Annotated in this window: 14 protein-coding genes and 4 pseudogenes; 7 read left to right on the forward strand and 11 right to left on the reverse strand. The window is 59.5% G+C overall.

The genetic code is table 11. The annotated features are described in order from the left end of the window. Window positions 1-236 precede the first annotated feature (236 nt). On the forward strand, window positions 237-767 hold the full coding sequence (locus SALB1_RS00080) for an OsmC family peroxiredoxin (protein ID WP_199678598.1): 531 nt from the start codon (window positions 237-239) through the stop codon (window positions 765-767). Window positions 768-916: 149 nt separating this feature from the next. On the opposite strand, the pseudogene SALB1_RS00085 reads toward SALB1_RS00080, so the two are convergent. From SALB1_RS00085 to SALB1_RS00125, 9 genes and pseudogenes are all read right to left on the reverse strand, one after another. After that, window positions 917-2,501 (reverse strand): annotated as a pseudogene (locus SALB1_RS00085) (transposase family protein). A gap of 508 nt (window positions 2,502-3,009) precedes the next feature. After that, window positions 3,010-3,237 (reverse strand): hypothetical protein, encoded by a 228-nt coding sequence (locus SALB1_RS00090; protein ID WP_109992001.1) that lies wholly within the window; start codon window positions 3,235-3,237, stop codon window positions 3,010-3,012. A gap of 26 nt (window positions 3,238-3,263) precedes the next feature. Next, a complete protein-coding gene (locus SALB1_RS00095; RefSeq protein ID WP_109992002.1) occupies window positions 3,264-3,704 on the reverse strand; it encodes a hypothetical protein in 441 nt (146 codons plus the stop codon). Then, complete coding sequence (locus SALB1_RS00100; protein WP_109992003.1) at window positions 3,704-4,462, reverse strand: peptidylprolyl isomerase; 759 nt, start codon at window positions 4,460-4,462, stop codon at window positions 3,704-3,706. The genes SALB1_RS00095 and SALB1_RS00100 overlap by 1 nt, the downstream gene beginning before the upstream one ends. A 23-nt stretch (window positions 4,463-4,485) precedes the next feature. Then, complete coding sequence (narI, locus tag SALB1_RS00105; protein ID WP_109992004.1) at window positions 4,486-5,214, reverse strand: respiratory nitrate reductase subunit gamma; 729 nt, start codon at window positions 5,212-5,214, stop codon at window positions 4,486-4,488. 11 nt (window positions 5,215-5,225) lie between these two features. Beyond that, the gene (narJ, locus tag SALB1_RS00110) at window positions 5,226-5,945 is read right to left on the reverse strand and encodes a nitrate reductase molybdenum cofactor assembly chaperone (RefSeq protein ID WP_109992005.1); all 720 of its coding nucleotides are present in this window, start codon (window positions 5,943-5,945) and stop codon (window positions 5,226-5,228) included. Between the two features lie 2 nt (window positions 5,946-5,947). After that, window positions 5,948-7,495, reverse strand: a complete 1,548-nt coding sequence (gene narH / locus SALB1_RS00115) for a nitrate reductase subunit beta (RefSeq protein ID WP_109992006.1) — start codon at window positions 7,493-7,495, stop codon at window positions 5,948-5,950. Between the two features lie 70 nt (window positions 7,496-7,565). Then, window positions 7,566-11,291 (reverse strand): nitrate reductase subunit alpha, encoded by a 3,726-nt coding sequence (locus SALB1_RS00120; protein ID WP_109992007.1) that lies wholly within the window; start codon window positions 11,289-11,291, stop codon window positions 7,566-7,568. 58 nt (window positions 11,292-11,349) lie between these two features. Further along, complete coding sequence (locus SALB1_RS00125; protein ID WP_199678600.1) at window positions 11,350-12,699, reverse strand: nitrate/nitrite transporter; 1,350 nt, start codon at window positions 12,697-12,699, stop codon at window positions 11,350-11,352. Between the two features lie 159 nt (window positions 12,700-12,858). Here SALB1_RS00125 and SALB1_RS00130 point away from each other — a divergent pair, with 159 nt between their 5' ends. From SALB1_RS00130 to SALB1_RS00150, 5 genes and pseudogenes are all read left to right on the forward strand, one after another. Further along, on the forward strand, window positions 12,859-13,329 hold the full coding sequence (locus SALB1_RS00130) for a hypothetical protein (RefSeq protein ID WP_109992009.1): 471 nt from the start codon (window positions 12,859-12,861) through the stop codon (window positions 13,327-13,329). A gap of 253 nt (window positions 13,330-13,582) precedes the next feature. Next, window positions 13,583-15,920 (forward strand): annotated as a pseudogene (locus SALB1_RS00135) (nitric-oxide reductase large subunit). 114 nt (window positions 15,921-16,034) lie between these two features. After that, window positions 16,035-16,445, forward strand: a complete 411-nt coding sequence (locus tag SALB1_RS18605) for a hypothetical protein (protein WP_145961199.1) — start codon at window positions 16,035-16,037, stop codon at window positions 16,443-16,445. A 435-nt stretch (window positions 16,446-16,880) separates the two neighbouring features. After that, window positions 16,881-17,835: pseudogene (locus SALB1_RS00145) on the forward strand (IS1595 family transposase). A 373-nt stretch (window positions 17,836-18,208) separates the two neighbouring features. Next, entirely contained in the window at window positions 18,209-18,496 is a 288-nt protein-coding gene (locus SALB1_RS00150; RefSeq protein ID WP_109992011.1) for a hypothetical protein, read from the forward strand. A gap of 153 nt (window positions 18,497-18,649) precedes the next feature. Here the strand turns inward: SALB1_RS00150 and SALB1_RS19775 are convergent, their stop codons facing one another. Further along, the gene (locus SALB1_RS19775; RefSeq protein WP_109992012.1) at window positions 18,650-18,739 is read right to left on the reverse strand and encodes a leucine zipper domain-containing protein; all 90 of its coding nucleotides are present in this window, start codon (window positions 18,737-18,739) and stop codon (window positions 18,650-18,652) included. Between the two features lie 521 nt (window positions 18,740-19,260). On the opposite strand from SALB1_RS19775, the pseudogene SALB1_RS00160 reads away from it, so the two are divergent. Continuing rightward, window positions 19,261-19,830, forward strand: a pseudogene (locus tag SALB1_RS00160) (transposase); the annotation flags it as partial. 159 nt (window positions 19,831-19,989) lie between these two features. On the opposite strand, the gene SALB1_RS00165 reads toward SALB1_RS00160, so the two are convergent. Continuing rightward, window positions 19,990-21,222 carry a GGDEF domain-containing protein gene (locus tag SALB1_RS00165; RefSeq protein ID WP_158590553.1) on the reverse strand — a complete coding sequence of 411 codons (1,233 nt, stop codon included), beginning with the start codon at window positions 21,220-21,222 and terminating at the stop codon, window positions 19,990-19,992. Between the last annotated feature and the right edge of the window lie 45 nt (window positions 21,223-21,267).

A 21,267-nucleotide genomic window follows, 5' to 3' on the forward strand; every position in this document is an offset into this window, starting at 1 on the left:
CCAGTGCCCCATCGACCCACACTCGGATCCGGCGCAGCGGATGATCGGCCGGCACAAAATCGGTCGTCTGCGAATACGAAAACAGCGACGGCTGTTCGGCGTCCGGGCTTCGTATCGAGCAGGCTCCAGATGGTTTCGGTTTGCAGCGCCAGTATCGCGCAGATTCGACGTGTTTATCAGCAGCGCCTTAAGTTGATCCACGTCAAGGAATTTCGCTGCTATGCCCGTATATTTTGATGATCGATCATTTGGAAGGAGTCGGGATGAGGGGTAATGCGGCGGCCATATGGAACGGCGGGACCGAGGACGGCAGCGGCCTGGTTTTCTCTGACAGCGGTGTCCTGTTCAACGCCCCGTATACCGTAGCCACGGCGCCGGGTGACCGAACCGAGACCAGCCCTCAGGAGTTGTTGGCGGCCGCGCAGGCGAGCGCATATTCGCTGGCGCTTTCGCGCCTGCTCAGCACGCGCAATATGACGCCGAAACGTATTGATACCACGGCCACGGTGATCGGTCGGGCAGATGACGGACTGGCGATTACGGCCGTGCATTTGGGCGTGAACGCCTGGATTCCCGATGCCGACCGGGCCGAATTCGAAACTATGGCGCAGCAGGCCAAGAGTGCTTGCTTGGTGTCCCCGTTATTAAATGTCGAAATCACGCTGGAAACGCACCTCGATACGGCGCGAGGAACAGGTGCACGGCCGATGCAGGGTACACTTCGTCTGCGGCATCGGAGGCCGCGCATCACAGCCATGCGTAGCTAGAGCGACGATGACAGCGTTCGACAAGTGTGGGCGACGGCTTCTAACTTGGATTCTTCAGGAATATGCACGATGATCGAGCAGTATATTGGTTTCGCAGTATTCGACGCCAAATACTTTGACCGGTTCTCGTGTTGCCTCATCGCTAAATGTTACCGAGTTGCTTCATCGAGATTGTTACCAGCGTGTTCATGATTCAGGTCGCTCGGTAGTGCCGCTTCAGGGCTGATGGCCTTGCATGCCGGTGTTTCGTCGAGTCCGAAGACCAAGCGATGCGCCATATCGCGGCGCCACGCTTTGATTCGACGCTGTAGTGTGCGGAGCTGCCCGCTCGGGAAGACATCCGGATAGTACCGTTGCAATCGCTCCAAGAGTGCCTTGGCGGTCTGAGTCGGGTCATTGGCCAACCATTGACAGATTTCAGGCCATACCGCTTCGAACGGATCCTGGCGCGTACGCCAATGCCGCACCGGCCGGGGCGCCGACTGATGAGTCGGCCGGACCTCCCCATCGCGCCAGGCGTTGGTCAGACTGGCCAAGAATTGATCCAGATCCGTTTCGGGGCCCGTGGCAAACCCCGATTCCGGTTTCCGGCTATCGGCGATGAACGCTAGCTGCTGCTGTGCTCGCCGGATCTCATCAAGTAATGCCAAATGGGTCAAGTCGCGCCATGATGCCCTGCAGATGTGACTTGACGACATCGCTTACCGAATCCGCTGCCAATAGGCGGGCACACGGGGTCTGCGGCGGGTGGTAGCGCTTGGTGACGCGAGCGCCGACGCCGGATTTTTTCCTTGAGCTGAAATGAGGGCTGGAAGCAATTGACGAACTGACGGGCGGCCCGGTAGAGACGTTTGAGGGTCTCGGCCGCGGCATCACCTTCAAAACGACGATACCCCACCAGACGACGGACGACCGACCCGTTCTTTTGCTCAACCCAGGCTTGATCGTTCTTGTGATACGGCCATGAGCGCGTCAATTCGATGGCGTGTGCCTGGCAATACGATGCCAACATGTCGTTGATGAATTCGGTGCCGTTATCGACGTCCAGCCCGCGCAGCGGAAACGGCAGCATGGGGCGGAGCGCGGCCACTGTCTCGACGACCAGGGTCGCGTCCCGAATCGGCAGTGGCACGCATTCTGTCCAACCGCTGGCGATGTCGGTGAGCGTCAACGTGTAGACGAAGCTGCCCGCCATCGCTTGACCACAGTGCGCCACCAGGTCCATTTCCATATAGCCCGGCGCGGGCTCGTCCCAGTCCGCGAATGTGCGCACCGGCACACGACGTGCCACCGCCGGGGCCCGCCTGCGCCGGGGGCGCGGACCGTGGCCGCGGATGTTGCGCAGCAATCGGTCAATACTTGAGGCGCTGATAGCAAGCACCTTGCAACGCACTTGCGACTCGAGTTGTAGGTGACCATGATGCTCCAGCGCCGGCAGCAAGATGGGCAGAAGGACTTTCCGGCGTTTGCCGCACACCCGGTCCGACGCTTCCCAGAGAACCTGGAGCGCCTCGCGCACTGCATGGTCATACCGTGCGCGTCGCTGCTGGCAGACGCTGAGCCACAGAGCACGCGGATGGCGGATTTGCGATGGTATCCACTAATCGCGATGAATTCTTCCAGAATCCGCGTTTTGTCTTCTCAATCGCCCCTCCGATACCGCTCTCGGACTGCGCCACCGGCGCATACCGGGTTTGTGCTGAAACCGCGTCTTTCATCGTTTCCGCCTCGGATCGTGTTACCGCTTTGAGACTACTTGCTTCGGTAAAAATACGATGAGGCAACGGCTTTGCCCGGGTAAAATTTCAGTTAATCAACACGTATAGATCCAAGACGTGCAAAATGCAAAAATGTTAAATATAATATGAGCTGACAATGCGAGTATGCGGATAATTCGCGCCAATAACGTGTCACCCCGCCCCTCATAACCTGTTGCTTTACATATCTAAAGCAGTGCAGGCCGCGACATAGCCGTACACCGCTGAAGCAGCACGGCGTTGGTGACGAAAACGCGCTCTACGGCTGCTTCGGGCTGGGCGGCGCGGTGACCGCAGTCATCGGCGTGGCGATTGACCACCTCAACCGGTGAGATCGCGCATGATCGATCGAGGCGCAGACAGTGACTGTTACGAGCAAACCGACCACCGACCCGCCGGGCCCCATGATCGCCGCAGTACGGCGACGGTCGGGGTAACGATCAGTGCGACGCCACTCAGTCGGGCTTGCCGTCAATCATCAAAGATTAGCTGCCGGCCTCACGGGGCGGATAGACGAGCGCCACCTTAGGCTGATTCAGCAGCTTAGCGCGTGACCGCCGGCCCCACCCCACAACATGCAGGCGGGTTCCGGCCAGACGAGTTTCCACCATTCGGGCGCGGGGGTGGTTAAGTTGATCGGTTGTGATCAGATACGCACCGCTGAAATCTGTCATCGTCGCGGCCAGACGTTCAAAATCGAGTTTTACGCTCATGTTGCTTTCCCGCCTCGATATATAGATCAAGACGACGCGTTGGCAATCTGCACCGGCTGACCTTCGCGGTCGAAGAAAACAAACCCGTCGAGGCTAGCGCCGATCATCAGCGCCTGGGCCATGCGATCCAGATGCGGTTCGCACTCGCTCGACAGCGGCGCGGTTCCGTGCATACCAGGCAGGATCGCCGTCATCATGAAACGCCAGTCGCCCGCGGCCTCGTCGGCGGTAGTCACGATGTCGGCCAGCGTCAACGATTGGGTCACCGCCCAGTCGCGCGCCATAACCGGGACCAGACAGCCTTCGTCGATCATTGCCTCCGTGCCGGCGGCGCGCCGTCGATAGGCGATATCAGCCTTAACCAGCACCGTCAGCAGGCGGCATGGATGAGGTTCTGCAAGCGCCATCGCAATCAAATCGTCAAACGAATCGAGTATCGGCGAAGTATTCGACATCGAGGGTTCCATTACTGCACCAGCGGGTTGTCGACGGTTTCCAGTTCCACGCCCGACAGCTCGGCTTCCGAGGCCAGCACACGCACGTACTGGCTGATTGCGCGCCGCCATGAGCGGTCATGCAGATAGTCGGCGATCATCGCCTGCACGTCGACGTAGGCGAGCGGCGCGCCACCACGACGGTCGTCGACACGCACTATATGGTAGCCATAGCGGGTTTCGACCGGCCTTCCGCCGACACCGGCGTCCATGCGCAGCACGACGCTCTCAAGCTCGGGCACCGTCTGGCCGCGGCCGATCCAGCCAAGCGCACCGCCGGCCGCCGCCGATGGGCAATGAGAATGCGCCCGAGCCAACTCGGCGAAGCGCTCCGGCTTCGTTTGCAGCTGCTCAATTAAAGCGTCGGCACGCTCGCGAGCATCAGCGCGCCCTTCCGGATCATCGGGCGCTGCGGCTAGCAGGATATGCGCCATGTCCACAGTCACCGGCGTACAGAAACGCTCCCGATTGGCGTCGAAGTAGCGCCGGCAGGTCTCATCAGTGGCCTCCGGCACCTCGACCTCGACCGCCAGTAATTCGTCGATCGCTGCATCCAGCCGGCGCTCGGTTTTGATTCCGATGGCACGGGCGCGTTGACGCAGCAACTCCTTGACCGCCAGTCGCCGAATCGCCTCAGCCCTTTTTTCATCAATGGTTCCGGATTCAACTTCACCGGATTCGGCATTGATGTGGTGCTCGGGCAGCACGACACGGTTGACCATCGCAAGCATGGGAATCTCCTTTGGCGCCGAGGTTAAATACGGCGCGGTTTGCCGCCGGCGCGCGCCTGATCACTGCGTGCCTGATCCTGACGTACCACCTGATAACGGCGACCGATATAGCGATACGGCACACTCCAGATATGCACCAGCCGGGTAAACGGGAAGACGAGGAAGACGGTCAGGCCCAGAAACAGATGAACCTTGAACACCCAATACACGCCGGCAAGATAAGCCGAGGCGCCCGGCCGGAAAGTGACGATGTGCTCGGCCCAATGGACCAGCATTTCCATTTCCGCACCGCTCAGATGCTGGGCCGATACCGGAATGGTTCCCAGGCCGAACAAAAGTTGTACGTACAGCAGAATCAGAATGAACTTATCGCCGCGCAGAGACTGCGCGCTGACCAACCGGTGAAACAGCCGCCGGTAGAGCAGTATGGTCGCGCCGATTAGGGCCGCAACGCCCGCTAGCCCGCCGGATACCATCGCTAATATCTGCTTGCTGTGCGCCGTCAGCCCGAAATACGGGTAGAGCGCTGGCGGCATGAGCAAGCCGATTAGATGGCCGAAGAAAAGGAAGATGATCCCACCGTGAAAGAGATAGCTGCCGGCCTGAAAGATTATTGAATTATTTAGCAGCTGGCTCGAGTTCGTCTTCCAGGTGTACTGGCTCATGTCGTAACGCACGAGGCTACCGAACAGGAATACGGTACCGGCAATATAAGGATAAACTTCAAACAGAATGTAGTCGAGAATATGCATGATTATTATCCCTACAGGCGATTTTTTGCCGCCATTTTGTCGCTGAATTCTGCCGGCTCCTGGCGAGTCGCACCGTCGTTGGTGTGTGACTCGCCGGGGCCGAAAGTGACCGGCGCCTCGGCCCAGACCTGATCGATTGCGGCCGGCGTGTCGTCCCGCTTTTCCTTGCCGGCCATATCAGTCAGATTTTCCGGCGCCGGATCGGCACCGATCAGGCGGAGCAGCACGGTGAATACACTTGCGTAGCCGTTGTCGCGCTCGGCTAAACGTACGCTTACCCGTTGAAGCACATGGGTGGTTTCAGCCAGCCAGGTGCGCGCAGACTCCTCCGGAATCTGGGCACAGAACTCAAGCAGAACCGGGAGAAAATCCGGCAGCTCGCGGGTGTCGGTTTCGAGCCCGTGTTCGCTGTAGGCCTGCTTGAGTTCAATCATCGCCGGGCCACGGTCGCGCGATTCGCCGTAGACGTGTTCGAACACGTACAACGACACCTTGCGGCCGCGGTCAAATGTTTCGACGTAGCGCGACTGAGCGTCATAAATATCCATCGCGCCCAGTCCCGTCACGAACGCCACAATCGCTTCGCGCTCGGCCTCACTCAGCTCATTGGTCGCGGCGAGTATGCCGGCCAATTCGTCGACGTGCTGCTGCAGGGTCGCGTCCGGATAATCTAAAAGCCGCGCCAGAGCCTGCAGCGGCCTTGCAAGCCGATGCTGTGGATCGGTGCTCATTACTACACCTCCGATTTGGCGGAGGGTTCCGGCGGGTGTTCGCGCTGCTCCGGGCTCTTCGAGCCGAACAGATTACCGCGGGTCACGCCCTCGGTATGACAGCCATCGCCGAAGGAAAAGCCACAACCCGAGCGCTCGCCCCACGGATCGGCGGTCGCCTGTTCGCGATGACCGGTCGGAATAACAAATCGGTCTTCGTAATTCGCGATAGCCATGGTCTGATACATGTCGTCGACTAATTCGCGGGTCAGTCCGACCTGTTCCAGCACCGTCAAATTGGGTGCGTTATCGACGGTAAGGGAGCGCCGATACTTGCGCATCGCCAGCAGCCGGCGCAAGGACTGGATGATGGGTTTTTCCTCACCCGCAGTCAGCAGGTTAGCTAGATACTTGACCGGGATCTTGAGTGAGCCGATATCCGGTATCTCGCCGTCGGCGGCAATATTGCCGGCATCGGCGGCCGCCTGAACCGGCGACAATGGCGGCACGTACCACACCATCGGCAACGTGCGATATTCCGGGTGCAGCGGGAACGCCACCCGCCATTCCTTGGCCATTTTGTAGACCGGCGAGCGTTTGGCCGCTTCCAGCCAGTTGTCGGGCACACCGTCGGCCCGCGCCTGGGCCTGTATTTCCGGATCGTGCGGATCCATGAAAATATCCATCTGGGCTTCGTACAGATCGGCCTCGTTAGCCACGCTGGCCGCGTCCTTGATCCGGTCGGCGTCGTAAAGCATGACGCCGAGATAACGAATCCGCCCGACACAGGTTTCCGAACACACGGTCGGTTGACCGGCCTCGATGCGTGGATAGCAGAAGATGCACTTTTCCGATTTGCCGGATTTCCAGTTGTAATAGATCTTCTTGTAGGGGCAGCCGGAGATGCACATGCGCCAGCCGCGGCAGCGGTCCTGGTCAATCAGCACAATCCCGTCCTCGTCGCGCTTGTAGATCGCTCCACTCGGGCAGGACGCCACACAGGACGGATTCAGACAGTGCTCGCACAGCCGCGGCAGGTACATCATAAAGGTGTGTTCGAACTGGCCGTAGATCTCGGTCTGGATGTTGGCGAAGTTATAGTCACGTTTGCGCTTGGCGAACTCGCCGCCGAGGATTTCTTCCCAGTTCGGCCCCCATTCGATCTTGTCCATCGGCTGGCCCGTGATTGCCGAATAGGGCTTGGCCGTTGGTTGGGCTTTCGACGCCGGCGCCTTCTGTAATCGCTGGTAGTCGAAATTGAACGGTTCGTAGTAGTCGTCGATCTCGGGCAGGTGCGGATTAGCGAAGATCTTGGCGAAGAGTCGCCACTTGCCACCCTGTTTTGGCGTAATCTCGCCGTCCCCGCGGCGCACCCAGCCCCCTTTCCAGCGGTCCTGGTTCTCCCAGTCCTTGGGATAGCCAACCCCGGGCTTGGTCTCGACGTTGTTGAACCACATGTACTCCGCGCCTTCGCGCGAGGTCCAGACGTTCTTGCAGGTCACCGAGCAGGTATGACAGCCGATGCACTTGTCGAGATTCAGGACCTTGCCGATCTGAGCTCGGATTTTCATGAGGATGCCTCCGAATAAACAGGGGTCGTCGATCGCGGCCACGCGGTAAGCGAGGTGTATGGAACAGCACTCATCGCACGTATTCCTGCTGCTTGATGCTCTCGTCGTCCCCTTCCAGCCAGTCCACACGATCCATCTTGCGGACGATCACGAAGTCGTCGCGGTTAGAGCCGACCGTGCCGTAGTAGTTGAAGCCGTAGCTTTGCTGGGCATAGCCGCCGATCATATGCGTGGGTTTGATCAGCGTGCGGGTTACCGAGTTGTGAATGCCGCCACGATTGCCGGTGATCTCCGAGCCGGGCGTGTTCACGGTGCGGTCCTGGGCGTGATACATCAGCGCCATGCCTTCGCGCACGCGTTGCGACACGACCGCTCGCGCCACTACTGCGCCGTTGATGTTGTAGCCCTCGATCCAGTCGTTGTCCTCGATCCCCGCACGCTTAGCGTCGACTTCCGAAATCCAGATGATCGGCCCGCCGCGGGACAGCGTGAGCATGATCAAATTATCGGTGTAAGTGCTGTGAATTCCCCATTTTTGGTGTGGCGTGATCCAGCTCAGCACGATCTCGGTGTGGCCGTTCGGCCGGGTGTTCATGATCGTCTTCCAGGTCTTGGTATTGACCGGCGGCCGATAGGTTGTGAAACCCTCGCCGAAAGCGCGCATCCACTGATGGTCCTGGTAGAAATGCTGGCGTCCGGTCAGCGTGCGCCAGGGAATCAGCTCGCGTACGTTGAGCATGCTGCCGTTGTAAGAGACTTCTTCGGACGACATGCCGGACCAGATTGGCGAGGTGATGACTTTGCGCGGTTGGGCAACGATATCGCGGAACGTGATGTGCTCCCCAGCCCGGGGGGCAGCCAGATGAGCGTGCTCGCGACCGGTTGCTTCCGACAACGCGGCCCAAGCCTTCATAGCCACCTGACCGTTGGTTGTCGAGGACAGCGACATGACGGTATCGCAAGCTTGGATCGCGTTTTCCATGCGCGGTCGGCCGGCACTGTTCAGGCCGTGCACGGCGCCAAGCTGGGCGATTTCGCCGGCGGTTTCCCAAGCGAGGCCCTTTTCTTCGTTACCGTGGGCCTCCAATGCCGGGCCGAGCGAGTTATAGCGCTCATAAGTCGCCGGATAATCGCGTTCGACGATTTTTATGGACGGCATCGTCTTGCCCGGCAGGGGTTCGCAATCGCCCTTGTGCCACTCGGCGGCGTCAAAGGGCTGGCCCAGTTCACCGGCAGAGTCGTGCATCAGCGGCCGAGTGACCAGGTCTTGCTCCACGCCCAACCGACCTTCGGCGAGCTTTGAGAATGAGCCGGCGATGCCTTTGAAGATTTCCCAGTCGGAGCGCGATTCCCACGCCGGATCGACCGCCGCCGACAGCGGATGGATGAACGGATGCATATCTGTCGTGTTCAGATCGTCTTTTTCGTACCAGGTCGCGGTCGGCAGCACGATGTCCGAATACAGACAGGTCGAGGACATCCGGAAATCCAGCGTAACCAGCAGATCGAGCTTGCCTTTCGGCGCTTCTTCGTGCCAGACCACTTCCTCCGGACGCTGGCCACCCTCGGTGCCCAGATCCTTCGCCTGGACGCTGTCGTCGGTCCCCAGAAGATGCTTCAGGAAATATTCGTGGCCCTTGCCTGAAGCGCCGAGCAGGTTCGAGCGCCAGACAAACATGTTGCGCGGCCAGTTTTCGGGCGCATCTGGATCCTGGCAGGCCATTTCCAGCTCGCCGCTCTTCAGTTGCTCGACCACATATTCGGCCGGATCGCGCCCCGCTTCGACCGCCTCGCGGGCCACGGTTAACGGATTGCGGTTGAGCTGGGGCGCCGACGGCAGCCAGCCCATGCGCTCAGAGCGTACATTGTAGTCGATAAGGCTACCGGTCCATTGTTTCGGATCGGCCAGCGGGGAAAGAATCTCATCGACGCCCACCTGTTCATAACGCCATTGATCGGAATGCGCGTAAAAGAACGAAGTGCCGTTCATCTGGCGCGGCGGACGCAACCAGTCCAGGGCAAAGGTCACCGGGAGCCAGCCGTCGAGCGGCCGAAGATTTTCCTGGCCGACATAGTGGGCCCAACCGCCGCCGGAGACCCCCACGCAGCCACACATCATCACCATATTGATGATGCCGCGGTAGTTCATGTCGTTGTGGTACCAGTGATTCAGGCCCGCGCCGAGGATCACCATCGACTTGCCTTCGGTTTTGGCAGCAGTTTCGGCGAAGCGGCGCGCGGTATGCACCACATGCGCGGCCGGTACACTGGTAATCGTTTCCTGCCATGCTGGCGTATAGGGCACGTTATCGTCGTAGCCGGTGGCGGTACCGTCGTCGAAGCCGCGGTTTACTCCGTAATGAGCGATCAGCAGGTCGTAGACCGTGGCCACCAGCGCGGTCGTGCCGTCGGCCTGGGTGACACGCGTGACCGGCACTCGGCGCCAAAGCACGTCTTCCTGGACATTGGCCGTGTACTGTTCGTGCGCAAAACCGCCAAAGTAAGGAAAGCCAACCAACGCGGTGTCGTCACCATAGTCGATGAAGCTCAGTCGTGAGTGAATCTCGGCGTCGTCGGCGGTTTTCTGCTCAAGGTTCCAGCGCGTGCTCTTATCCCAGCGAAAGCCGATCGAGCCGTGCGGAACCGCCGGCGCGTCGCTGGTCTCGTCCCAGACCACTGTCTTCCAGTCGCCGTGCTCTATGGCATTCGTGGTCAGATCGCTGGCGCGCAGAAACCGCCCCGCGACATGGCCATCGCCGTGCTCGTCAAGCTTGACCAGCATCGGTAGATCCGTGAGGCGGCGACAATAATCCTGGAAATACGAATTGGGGTTGTCGACGTGGAATTCTTTCAGGATCACATGGCCTATCGCCATTGAGAGCGCGGCGTCGGTTCCCTGTTTGGGCGACAGCCAGAGGTCCGCGAACTTGGTGTTCTCGGCATAATCCGGCGAGCAGACCACAATCTCAGTGCCGTTGTAACGGGCCTCGGTCATGAAGTGGGCGTCGGGCGTGCGCGTCTGCGGCACGTTGGAGCCCCACATCATGATGAACTTACTGTTGTACCAGTCGGCCGATTCCGGCACATCGGTCTGCTCGCCCCAGGTCATAGGTGAGGACGGCGGCAAATCGCAGTACCAGTCGTAGAAAGACAGCATCACCCCGCCTATCAACGACAGATAGCGCGCGCCCGACGCAAAGGAGAGCATCGACATCGCAGGAATCGGCGAAAAGCCTGCGATCCGGTCCGGCCCCCAGCGTTCTATGGTATGCACGTTGGCCGCAGCGATCATCTCGTTGACCTCGGCCCAACTCGACCGAACCAAGCCGCCCAAGCCCCGACGCTGCTGATAGCTACGGCGTTTGGACTCGTCGTCGACGATCGATGCCCAAGCCGCCACCGGATCGGCGTAAGCCGTCCGTGCCTCGCGCCAGAGCTTGAGCAGCGTGGCACGCACCAGCGGATATTTCAGTCGGTTGGCGCTGTAGATGTACCAGGAATAACTTGCGCCGCGCGGACAGCCGCGTGGCTCGTGGTTTGGCAGATCAGGCCGAGTGCGGGGATAGTCGGTCTGCTGGGTTTCCCAGGTCACCAGTCCGTCCTTGACGTAGATCTTCCAGGAGCAGCCCCCGGTGCAGTTCACGCCATGCGTCGAGCGCACGATCTTGTCGTGCTGCCAGCGCTGACGATAGGCTTCTTCCCACGCCCGGTCATCGCTACTGGTCTCCCCATGCCCGTCGGCAAACACATTTTGCCGACGTTTGAAATAAGTCAGTCGATCGAGGAAATGGCTCATGAAGTGGCTCCTGAAGAAACCGTCTGAATATCCGCCGTGACCCGGCAGGCCGTTGTCGTCACGTTGCGCTGCTAGTGGCAACCGAGTCCTGAGCCCGCTGCTCTCGCTTCAATGCTGCAATCAGCACACCGGTGAGTGCGATACTCGCAAGTGCCAGCACGACGTAGACCACAAACCCCCAGGCATAACCGGCCGGGCCAAACCATTCCACGAACTGACCCAGCAACGGCGGCACCGCGAAACCGCCGAGCGCGCCGAGACCGCCGACCCAGCCGGAGGCGCCGCCGACGGCATCGGGCACATAAGTGGGCACCATGCGGAATACAGCCGCGTTGTTGACGCCCATGCCGATCGCGATCCCAATTTCTCCAATAATCGAAATCACGAACACGCCCGAAAATGTCATCATCAACGCGCCGACCAGCAGTATCAGCAGTGAAGCCACCGCCACGCGCTCACCGCCCAGGCGATCGGCCCAGCTTCCGCCTGGTACCCGGATCAGCGAGGACAGCAACGAGAATCCCGCGGTCAGAATGACCGCGGTCCAGTGCGTGGTGTGAAAAAAGGTTTGCCAGTAGGTCGCCAGCCAGGCGGTCAACGCCAGAAAACCACCGAACGTGGTGAAATACAGCAGCACCAGCGGCCAGGTGCGCCATTGCTTGGCCGCTTCGACGAGCGCGCGAAAGGCGTTGTCCTGCGGGAACAATGCTTGGTCTTGAGCAGTGGCGGCGGCGCGCGCCTCACCTCGGGAAACACCGCTCTTGCGAAACTGGAAATAAGGCGCGTTGTGGCCGAGCACAAAATACAGCACTATCCCGGCGAGCACGATTGCGATCGATATCAGGTACGCCGCCCACAGCCCCCAAAACGCAATAATTGCCGGGAGAATAAGCGCCACCAGACCTGGCGACGTGTTGCCGAGTCCGGCGTACGTCCCCAGCGCCCAACCCTGGCGCTCTTTCGGAAACCAGTACGACACCTGGCCGATACCGACTGAAAACGTGGCAATGCCACAACCGCCCAGCGCGCCGAAGAACAGCAGTAGCGGATAATACGACTGGGACAGGTGATTGGGATACAGCGTGAGTAGCATCCACCACAATCCGGCGATGCCGATCAACGACATGATCAATAGAATCAGAAACGGCAGCTTGCCGCCGTTGTTATCGACCCAAGCGCCAAACGGAATTCGTAATAAAGAACCGGTCAGCATCGGAATGGCGACCAGAAAACCCACCTGGCCCGGCGATAGTTTCATGACATCGATGAAGCTATGCGCGGTCGGCCCGAACAGCGATACGGCACCAAAGCCAATAAAAAAACCAAGCGTGGCGCCAAACAACGCTTTGTTCGGGCTGCCCACGATCCGGCGTGTATCCGGCACGCCGTTCCGAGTCGATGTAGCCAATGCCATTCCCCTTTATCTTGCCAAGACAACGCAGACGAGCAATCTCACCGCTCTATTAGCTGCCACTCTGGCAGTTGTCGGCAGGCCCCGCCTTGATCTAGATCAAACACATCGGCTCATTGCACGCAGCAGTCCAGTCAAAGGCCGGTGCGCTGGCAAATGGATCGACTGCTCGCGATTTCGTCGGTCATGGGGGCGCTGTCGTTGGCCCAGAATTTCGGGCTGTACCTGCTCGCCCGGGATGTGTTCGGGGTAGGGCTGGCCCAAACCCAGACGATGATGTTTCTGGCTTTTATCGCCGGCGGCCACCTGTTGCTGTTCGTCACGCGTTCACGACATCCCCTCTGGCGTCCGCCCTACCCGTCCTGGCAACTGTTCACCGCCATCGTGGGTACCCAGATTGCAGGCGTGTGTTTTGTAACGTTCGGCTGGCTGATGCCGTCGATCTCCTGGGCGGCGATCGGTCTCATCTGGCTTTATGAAATCGCCTGGATGATGATTATGAACTTTGCCAAGCTCGGCACTTATCGACTCGTCGAACAGCGCTCGCGCCATCATCGTCGGTTCCTCGGCGTGCTCACGGAATCCTTGCAGCCAGCGGCCACCCAGCGCCGCCGTCGAGGTTCGTAATGGACGAGCCATCGCGGCCCAGCTACGCCTTGATCTAGATCAAGGCGTAGCTATCCGGACCACGATAAACTTGGCAGCCGCCCTTGTCTCTGAATGGGTAGCCACGATTGGCGGACCGCCGCTGAAATCGCTGTCGGCCTATATTTTAAGGCTCTGCACGGCGAGGGATTCTCTGGCGCCTATTTTCGACTTTAGGACTTCAGACAAGTTCGAAACGACGCACCAAAGCAAGCCAAACGGGGGGAAATTAAAAGTGGCCACGAATGATACGAATTACGCAGCACGTGCGCTGGAAGACAACGATCCGCTCACCACGCTCCTGAAATGGGTGCTTTTTATTGTCGGTGTGGCCTCCTTGGCGGCGTTGGCGTATGGCACATATGCCACCTACACCCATGCCCCCCCCGCAACCCACTAAGGTCGTTTCGCCCAGTGGGGCGACGTTGTTTACCAACCAAGACATCGTCGCCGGCAAGGGCGCCTTTCAGCAGGCCGACCTCGGCGACTACGGCAGCATCTACGGAATGGGGACCTATTACGGCGAGGATTGGACCGCCAAATATCTGATGCGACTCGCCCACCTCACCGCGGACGCCATCGCTGAAAACCGTTATGGGAAGCCGTTCGCCAAACTCGGCGAAGGGCAACAGGCATTGGTCAAGACCCGAATGCAAAAGGATCTGCACGGCCTTGCCTTGTGGAAAAGCGTGCTGACGGTCCCGGCCCCGGTGGCAAACGCGATACAAAAACTGCAGCGCGACATCCCGAACTTCATTCTCCACAACCATTTCAAGAAAGGCTATACGCGGGCCTACAGCCTCACCCCCCAAAAAGCTCGGGCCGCGGCCGATTTTGTGATCTACTCATCCATCACAACGGTCGCCAGGCGTCCCGACACCAACAGCTCATGGACCAACAACTGGCCCTATGAGCCTTTCGTCGGTAATACGCCGACCAATGGCACGTTCATATGGACCTGGGTTTCGTTCATGATCACCTTCGCCCTGTTCGGGGCGGTCGTGTTCATTTTCGAACACTGGATCAACCGCGATACTGGAACACCGCAGCTGTTACTGGACAGGTTCCATCCGCTGACGCCCGGGCAGCGGGCTACAGGCTTTTATTTTCTTGTAGTGGCCGCGATTTTTTTGGTGCAAATCGCGGCCGGGGCCATGATGGCGCATGGCTATTCCGATCGGGCGAACTTCTACGGTGTCAATACTGACTACCTCCTGCCCTTTCAGTTTCTTCGCGACGTACACCTGCAGGGCGCGATTGTCTGGATTGGGCTTGCCTGGCTGGGATCCGGTTTGTTCATCGCCCCCCTGATGGCCGGGCGCGAGGGGCGTGGCCAAGGCTTGATGAACCACCTGCTGTTGATCGTCACCCTGCTCGTGGTCGCCGGTGCCCTGGTTGGCGATTACATGGGCGTGATGGGCTATATTCAGAAAGGCTGGTTCTGGATCGGTAACCAGGGGCTCGCTTATATCGAGCTCGGTCGCCTCTGGCAAATCGGATTCTTCATGGGATTGCTGGCCTGGAGTTTGCTGATGGGACGGGCCATCTGGCCACGCCTGGTTGACTTCAAGGAAGCAGCAAAAGCCTTCTGGACCGCACGCATCCGCGTCGAGCATCTCGTTTGGGCGAGCACGCTGAATATCGCATTGCTCTACTGGTTCGGCATGATTCCGCTCACGGGGATCAATCACTCGTTCACGATTACCGACTTCTGGCGCTGGTGGGTCGTCCATCTGTGGGTCGAGCAGTCTTTCGAGTTCTTCTTCACGATCATGCTGGCCTGGCTACTGATGTCGATCGGCCTGGTTTCCCGGGCGCTGACCACGCGTGCCGCGATCTTTGATCTTATCCTTGTCTTTCTGGGCGGCATGCTCGGTGTGGGCCACCACCTTTACTGGGTCGGCGAACCCGGCATGTGGGTGCCGGTGGGCAGCGTCTTTTCATTCATCGAAGTCATGCCGCTACTGCTGCTGATTATGGAGGCCTCACGGCAATACCGTGCGATAAAAGAGCAGGGACAGAATTTCAATTTTCGGCTGACATTTCTGTTCATTTTCGGCTCAGCCTTCTGGAATTTCCTGGGTGCGGGCGTCTTTGGGGGCGGTACCATCAATGCGCCCCTGGTCAATTATTACGAGCACGGCACATTTCTGACGCTCAACCATGCGCATACCGCCCTGTTCGGTGCCTTCGGGTTGATGGCAATCGCGCTCATCTACTTCTGCCTGCGCTATGCGGCCGGCGATCGGTACCCGTGGACGGACAAGCTCGGGTTCACTGCCTTCTGGCTCTACAACGCGGGCCTCGTGCTATGGATCGCATTGAATTTCTTTCCGATCGGATGGGCGCAGCTCGCCGCGGTGTATGAGCATGGCTATGCCTATGCGCGCAGCCTGAAGTTCTACGACACGACGACGTTATGGCAATGGCTGCGTTTTCCGGGCGACGTGGTCTTTGCAGCCGGCGTTCTGCTGATGGCGTTCGACTTCATTATCAAAATACCGCCATTCATGCCTGGATTTGTGATCCGGCGGCTGCCCGCGAGAGTCGCAGGGGCCCCGAAGACCGACTGACGCCGCAGGGGCAGATAGAGACAGACCCGGGGGACGCACGCTGCCCGGCGGGCCCCGGGTCGAGTGGAGCCAGAAGTACTCAAGGCGCGAACTCGTGAAGACACGTTTCTCTCCATGTTCAGCCACGTCAAAGCCAATATGCCGCACGCCTATTTTGTCGTCATCGCCATAATCGCTACGTGCGTTGCTTGCGTGGCCGCCTCCGGTGGGCTATTTCTGGCCAAGTGCGCACTGAGAAAACGCAAACCACCAGCAATCGTGGCTTGGGGCCACCCCGTTTCCGGATTGACGGCATTGACAGTGGTCTACGTCGCTGTGACCGGCTGGCAGGGGTCAGCCGACGTCATGCTGGATTTCGGCGCGCTGATGCTCACCGCCGCTTTTGCGGGCGGATGTCTGCTATATGCTTTGCGCGCCAGTCACCTGACTCAGCCCCTTGCCATCATACTCATCCATGGCGGATTGGCGATCACTGCCTGCGGCCTGCTGATCATGGGCGTCATCAGTGCCGCAAGTACCCCGTGATCCGTCATGCCGAGAGCAGAGTCTACTTCGAGCTGATTCTGGTCCTTTCTCGGCGTAAGCAATGGAATGGACGCCTCCTCACCCTACCCGGCGCGGCCGGCGTAGGACCATACGCATGCGGAACCGCATCCGCGACCATCAGTGATCGATATATCCAGGTCTCAGGACACTTTTCGCAGGTCGAAGCATCGGCTGGCAGGCTTTGTCTTAGCTATCGTGGGGACTTCTCCTCTACCCGCGGGCCTGTTCGTTGGGATTGTAAACGGCAGTCGCTGGCGGCAGCTCTCGCAGCATCGTGTTCGTTTCTTTTTTTGAAGCTAGGTCGATTCGTTTCGGGAACTGAACGGGACTTGATTAGGCTCGAAACTCAGCTGGGTCAGGAAATCATCCAGCGTCTCCGGATAATCAAGGCCATGACAACCGAGGAGAGAAGTCATGGCGACGAATCGCGTCCAGATGCAGCCGGGGTTGTCGATGCCCGAGTTCATGCAACGCTATGGCACCGAAGCGCAATGTGAGCAGGCCGTAGCTGCCGACCGTTGGCCGAGTGGCTTTGCTTGCCCGGCGTGTCGTGGCCGGCGGCATACGACGTTCGAGCGCGCCGGCCGCACGCTCTGGCAGTGCCAGCGATGTCGGCATCAGAGCACAGTGACCTCCGGCACGATCTTCGCCTCGACCCAACTCCCCTTGACGACCTGGTTTCTGGCCATGCATCGGATGACCCAGGCCAAGAACAACGTGTCGGCACTCGAGTTGCGACGCCAGCTCGGGGTGAGTTACCGATCGGCCTGGCGGATCAAGCAGAAACTGATGCAGGCGATGGTCGAGCGTGAATCCAGGCGCCAGTTGTCGGGTCGAGATCGATGACGCCTACCTGGGCAGTGAGCGAGCCGCTGAGCCCGGCCAACACGGCTGGGGATCGCCGAACAAGATTCCGTTCGTCATGGCGGTCTCGACCGTGGACGAGGGCAAGCCGCATCAAGTCGTGATCTGTTGTATGCCCTTCACATCCGAGGCGGTGGCTGGCTGGGCCAACGATGCGCTGACGGCAGACACCGAGGCCGTATCAGACGGGCTGCCGGCGTTTCGGGCGCTGCGTGCGGAAGTCGCGAGTCATCTGGCGATCGTCACGGGCTCAGGCCGCGCCTCGGCCACCCATCCCGAATTCCGATGGGTCAACATCATGCGGGGCAACCTCAAGAATACGATCACCGGCACCTACCACGCATTCAAGTTTGCCAAGTCCGCATCGCGCTATCTGGCCGACTTCCAGTGCCGGTTCAACCGCCGCTATGACTCGCGGTCTATCCTGCCCCGACTCATCCGCGCCGCAGCCACCACCGCAGCTTGGGCTGAAAACCGGCTCAGACTGGCTGAGTTTCGGGCCTAATCAAGACATTATTTACGGATAAGTTCTAAATCTACAACGGAGCAAGGCGCGAAATCGCGCTATGAGCGTGAGCTCAGGGAGGCCAGGCTCACAGGCCGCCAAAGCCCGCACAGCGCGCGCTATCGCTATGCCAGGAGCGAATGGCCTATTACCGCTCCCAAGGCTACTCCGAGCCCGAAGCGCGCGCTGCGGCGAGCCTCGACCTCGGCCATGGAGACAAACGCGGCAGGTGGATTCACAGCGTTTACGGTGCGCGCTGAGTAGCCGCGCTGTCTGATCGCTTCCTCCCAACCGGGAAGCGCGGGCGAATTGCAGGCCGGGCCTGTATGATATCTTTTAGATATATCAGAGCCCGGTCTGCAAGGAGCCCGCCATGTCCAAACCGTTGCTTGTCAGATTTCGAGACGAAGGAAGCGAACACGGAGCCGATCGCGCGACCCTGAAGGAAGTGGCGAAAAAGCTCGGCGTGTCGGAGACGATGGCCATACACATCGCCATCAACCGGATGCATCAGCGGCTTTTCCCGATAAAGCACAACGAGGAATTCCCCAGCGACGAGGCACTGCGCCAGATCAAGATGGAAAACCCGGAAAAACCGGCAGTCATCGTTGATGACATACGAGATCGGCTAACCGAACACGAACCGGAAAAGGATCGCTAAGTGTAGCGACCTGGCCAATCTGGACTAGTCGCGGATCGCGGCGATATGGACCGGCAAGCGCGCAAAAGCGCGTATCTCGCCGATGAAACGCAACTCAAACTGCCGGTACGGCTTGAGCTTGCCGCACAGCGCCGCCCCGACTCGGCAGGCATCCTACAGCGCCCGGTGACCATGTTGAAGGATTCGACGGACCCACAGGTCTCGACCATGAACGGTCAAACGCGCATTCTTGTGGGTGTTCATCCGGGTCACTCCTGAAGCTTGAAGGATTCGACACCCATCAGTTTCAGGGCGGTCGGCTCGGATGAACAACCTACTGAAAGATCACACCTAGATCCCACCGGCCGGCACGGGAACTCGCCCGTGTCCGCCGTCCGTTTCGATGGCCGTCGCTTTCGTCTGGCGGTGCTTCATTAGCCGATGCCTTGCCGCGTTTGCGAGTACTCGTTCATCCCGGGGGCCGAAGTTACGACGAGGCGCTGGCCATCGCGCCAGTTTTTGAGCGCGCTCCTCCGGGGTGCCGCCCGACTTTTGGCCGCCGGACGCCCTGCCGGCGTTGAAGATCACCGGCTTGGCCTCGGCCTGGGTCGTGCCGGCCGCGAGCGGCACCATCGCTACGTCGAGCTTCTTCGGCCTCTGATAACCGTTGGCACCATCGGCCGCGTCGGCGGCCGCGCCGAGAATCTCGCCGACCAGAAAATTACCGCCGGTTACCGTGCTGACGTGATGCGGGAAATGGACGATATACGGGCGATAGCCATCACGAAGGCCGCTCGGCCGAGCCGAGTGCGGCGGTGCTGGATGCCCAATCGACGCGGAGTTCGCCGCAGGGCGGCCCCAGCGGCTTTGATGCGGGCAAGAAAGTCAAAGGCCGCAAACGCAATCTGATCGTGGATACGCTGGGCTTGTTGATCGCGGTCACGGTTACCGCGGCGAGTGTTCAGGACCGTGATGCTGCGCATGGACCGGTCGCCCAGGCCATGGGCAAATATCCGAGTATCGAAATCCTGTATGTCGATAATGGCTACGCCGGCCAGTGTGCCGCGATTCTGCGTGACGAGCATCAACTCAACGTAGACGTCGTGCGCCATCCGGCAAACGCTCAGAGCGGCGGCTGGCGCCATCCCGATCAAGGCGAAATGTTCCCGGTCATCGCCGACAGCAACGGGTTTGTGGTGCTACCCAAGCGCTGAGTCGTCGAGCGCACGTACGGCTGGGACGAACGATCCCGGCGACTGGTGATGCATCACGACCGGCGCACCGATGTGTCGGAGGCCTGGGTCTGGCTCACCGGCGCCCGAATGCTGGCGCGGCGGCTCACAGCAATCGCTTGATTTTGTAAACACCCTCTAAGGGGCTCAAAATTCTTGCACGCAAGATTACGCCAGTCGACGCGCAGGGTTCGCGCGGCAGTATTCCAGTCGCGGTTCGCCTTGAGGCCATCGCTACAACGGCGCGAGACAGCCTCAGGAGGGGATTATCTGGGCGCCCCGTTAACGAGCCAGGGTCGGGTCCACACTTTGCCCTGCTGGTTCAGGAGTCAGCGAGACCTCGACCCGATCACGACCATTATCCTTGGCTTTGTATAGCGCAGCGTCGGCCCGTCCGAGCAGATTTTCGATGGTGTCATGCGCGCTGCAATATTCGGCGATGCCCAGGGATGCGCTCACCTTGACGGTGCCTGCTTTCGTTTTGAAAGGATGCGAACCGATGGCGTTATGGACACGCTCGGCGCAAGTGTAAGCCCCCTGCAGATCAGTCAGCGGCAGAGCCAACAGGAACTCCTCGCCCCCGAATCGGCTCAGCATACGGTCTTTAGCCCATCGCTGCAGCTCGTCGGCACCCCGGATACACTCGCTAATACGCTCGACCAATTCGCGGAGAATGTCATCACCCACCAAGTGGCCGTACCCGTCGTTAATTCCCTTGAAATTGTCGACATCGAGCAGGCACACGGAAAACGGCTCACCCGACCGCTTCGCTCGCTCGATCTCCCGCTCTAGCGCAGCCAGTATGAAACGCCGGTTGTACGCACCCGTCAGCTCGTCCTTGGTCGCTATTTCGTTGATTCGGCCGAGGGCTTGTCTTAGATCTTTATTTCGTGCAGATAGAACAAGCCGTAAGCGGCTGATATAAGAGGCGAAAAACATCATCCACACCGCCAACGCAAAATAGATCGCAACATGCGCGACGGCACCCCCGAGGGTTTCCTGGAAGTGGTCGTGTTTCAGTATCAAAATCGCCGTAAAGCCGCCAAAAACAGGAAGTTCAGTCGCTAATATTTGCTTTAAATTCAAACGGAAAGAGCCGAACAGTAGCGACATAAGAAATGAAATGAAATAAAGATCCTGAGCAAATATCGTTCGACTGGCGGCGAACAAAACGATCGCAAACGCAGCAGCTAGCGTTAGTTGTGGCCACGTCAGGCTCGGATCCTTGAGGCGCAGATTGCGTCCGGTCGCCATCAGCCAGAAAAAAACGCAGTAGGCAACAACGACTGCTAGATAAAGAAAGACCACAATAGCCGGATAAAGGAGTAGTTGCCCACTCAGATAGAGATAAAGAGTATAGAAGGCGATGACAGCGTAATTGGCTACGGCAAGAGCCGTGCGCTGAAGCCTCAAACGTTGCCGCGCCTTGACTCGAGCGGACGCGTCCTTCTCACCCTCATTCCCTAATGACAGGGGCGTCTGCGAGGCCGAACTCTCGCGGTCAGAATTGATCATGCCGGGGTCTATTCTCGCAGTCGTCGGCGTTTTTGCTCGATAAGT

Origin of the sequence: Salinisphaera sp. LB1 (genome assembly GCF_003177035.1) — a bacterium.
In the GTDB taxonomy this organism is placed as follows: domain Bacteria; phylum Pseudomonadota; class Gammaproteobacteria; order Nevskiales; family Salinisphaeraceae; genus Salinisphaera.

Excerpts from the sequence above, each read along its gene's own strand:
- SALB1_RS00080 (WP_199678598.1), top strand. The coding sequence starts at position 237 with ATGATCGATCATTTGGAAGGAGTCGGGATGAGGGGTAATGCGGCGGCC.
- SALB1_RS00090 (WP_109992001.1), bottom strand. The coding sequence starts at position 3,237 with ATGAGCGTAAAACTCGATTTTGAACGTCTGGCCGCGACGATGACAGAT.
- SALB1_RS00095 (WP_109992002.1), bottom strand. The coding sequence starts at position 3,704 with ATGGAACCCTCGATGTCGAATACTTCGCCGATACTCGATTCGTTTGAC.
- SALB1_RS00100 (WP_109992003.1), bottom strand. The coding sequence starts at position 4,462 with ATGCTTGCGATGGTCAACCGTGTCGTGCTGCCCGAGCACCACATCAAT.
- narI (WP_109992004.1), bottom strand. The coding sequence starts at position 5,214 with ATGCATATTCTCGACTACATTCTGTTTGAAGTTTATCCTTATATTGCC.
- narJ (WP_109992005.1), bottom strand. The coding sequence starts at position 5,945 with ATGAGCACCGATCCACAGCATCGGCTTGCAAGGCCGCTGCAGGCTCTG.
- narH (WP_109992006.1), bottom strand. The coding sequence starts at position 7,495 with ATGAAAATCCGAGCTCAGATCGGCAAGGTCCTGAATCTCGACAAGTGC.
- SALB1_RS00120 (WP_109992007.1), bottom strand. The coding sequence starts at position 11,291 with ATGAGCCATTTCCTCGATCGACTGACTTATTTCAAACGTCGGCAAAAT.
- SALB1_RS00130 (WP_109992009.1), top strand. The coding sequence starts at position 12,859 with ATGGATCGACTGCTCGCGATTTCGTCGGTCATGGGGGCGCTGTCGTTG.
- SALB1_RS18605 (WP_145961199.1), top strand. The coding sequence starts at position 16,035 with ATGTTCAGCCACGTCAAAGCCAATATGCCGCACGCCTATTTTGTCGTC.
- SALB1_RS00150 (WP_109992011.1), top strand. The coding sequence starts at position 18,209 with ATGTCCAAACCGTTGCTTGTCAGATTTCGAGACGAAGGAAGCGAACAC.
- SALB1_RS19775 (WP_109992012.1), bottom strand. The coding sequence starts at position 18,739 with ATGAACACCCACAAGAATGCGCGTTTGACCGTTCATGGTCGAGACCTG.
- SALB1_RS00165 (WP_158590553.1), bottom strand. The coding sequence starts at position 21,222 with ATGATCAATTCTGACCGCGAGAGTTCGGCCTCGCAGACGCCCCTGTCA.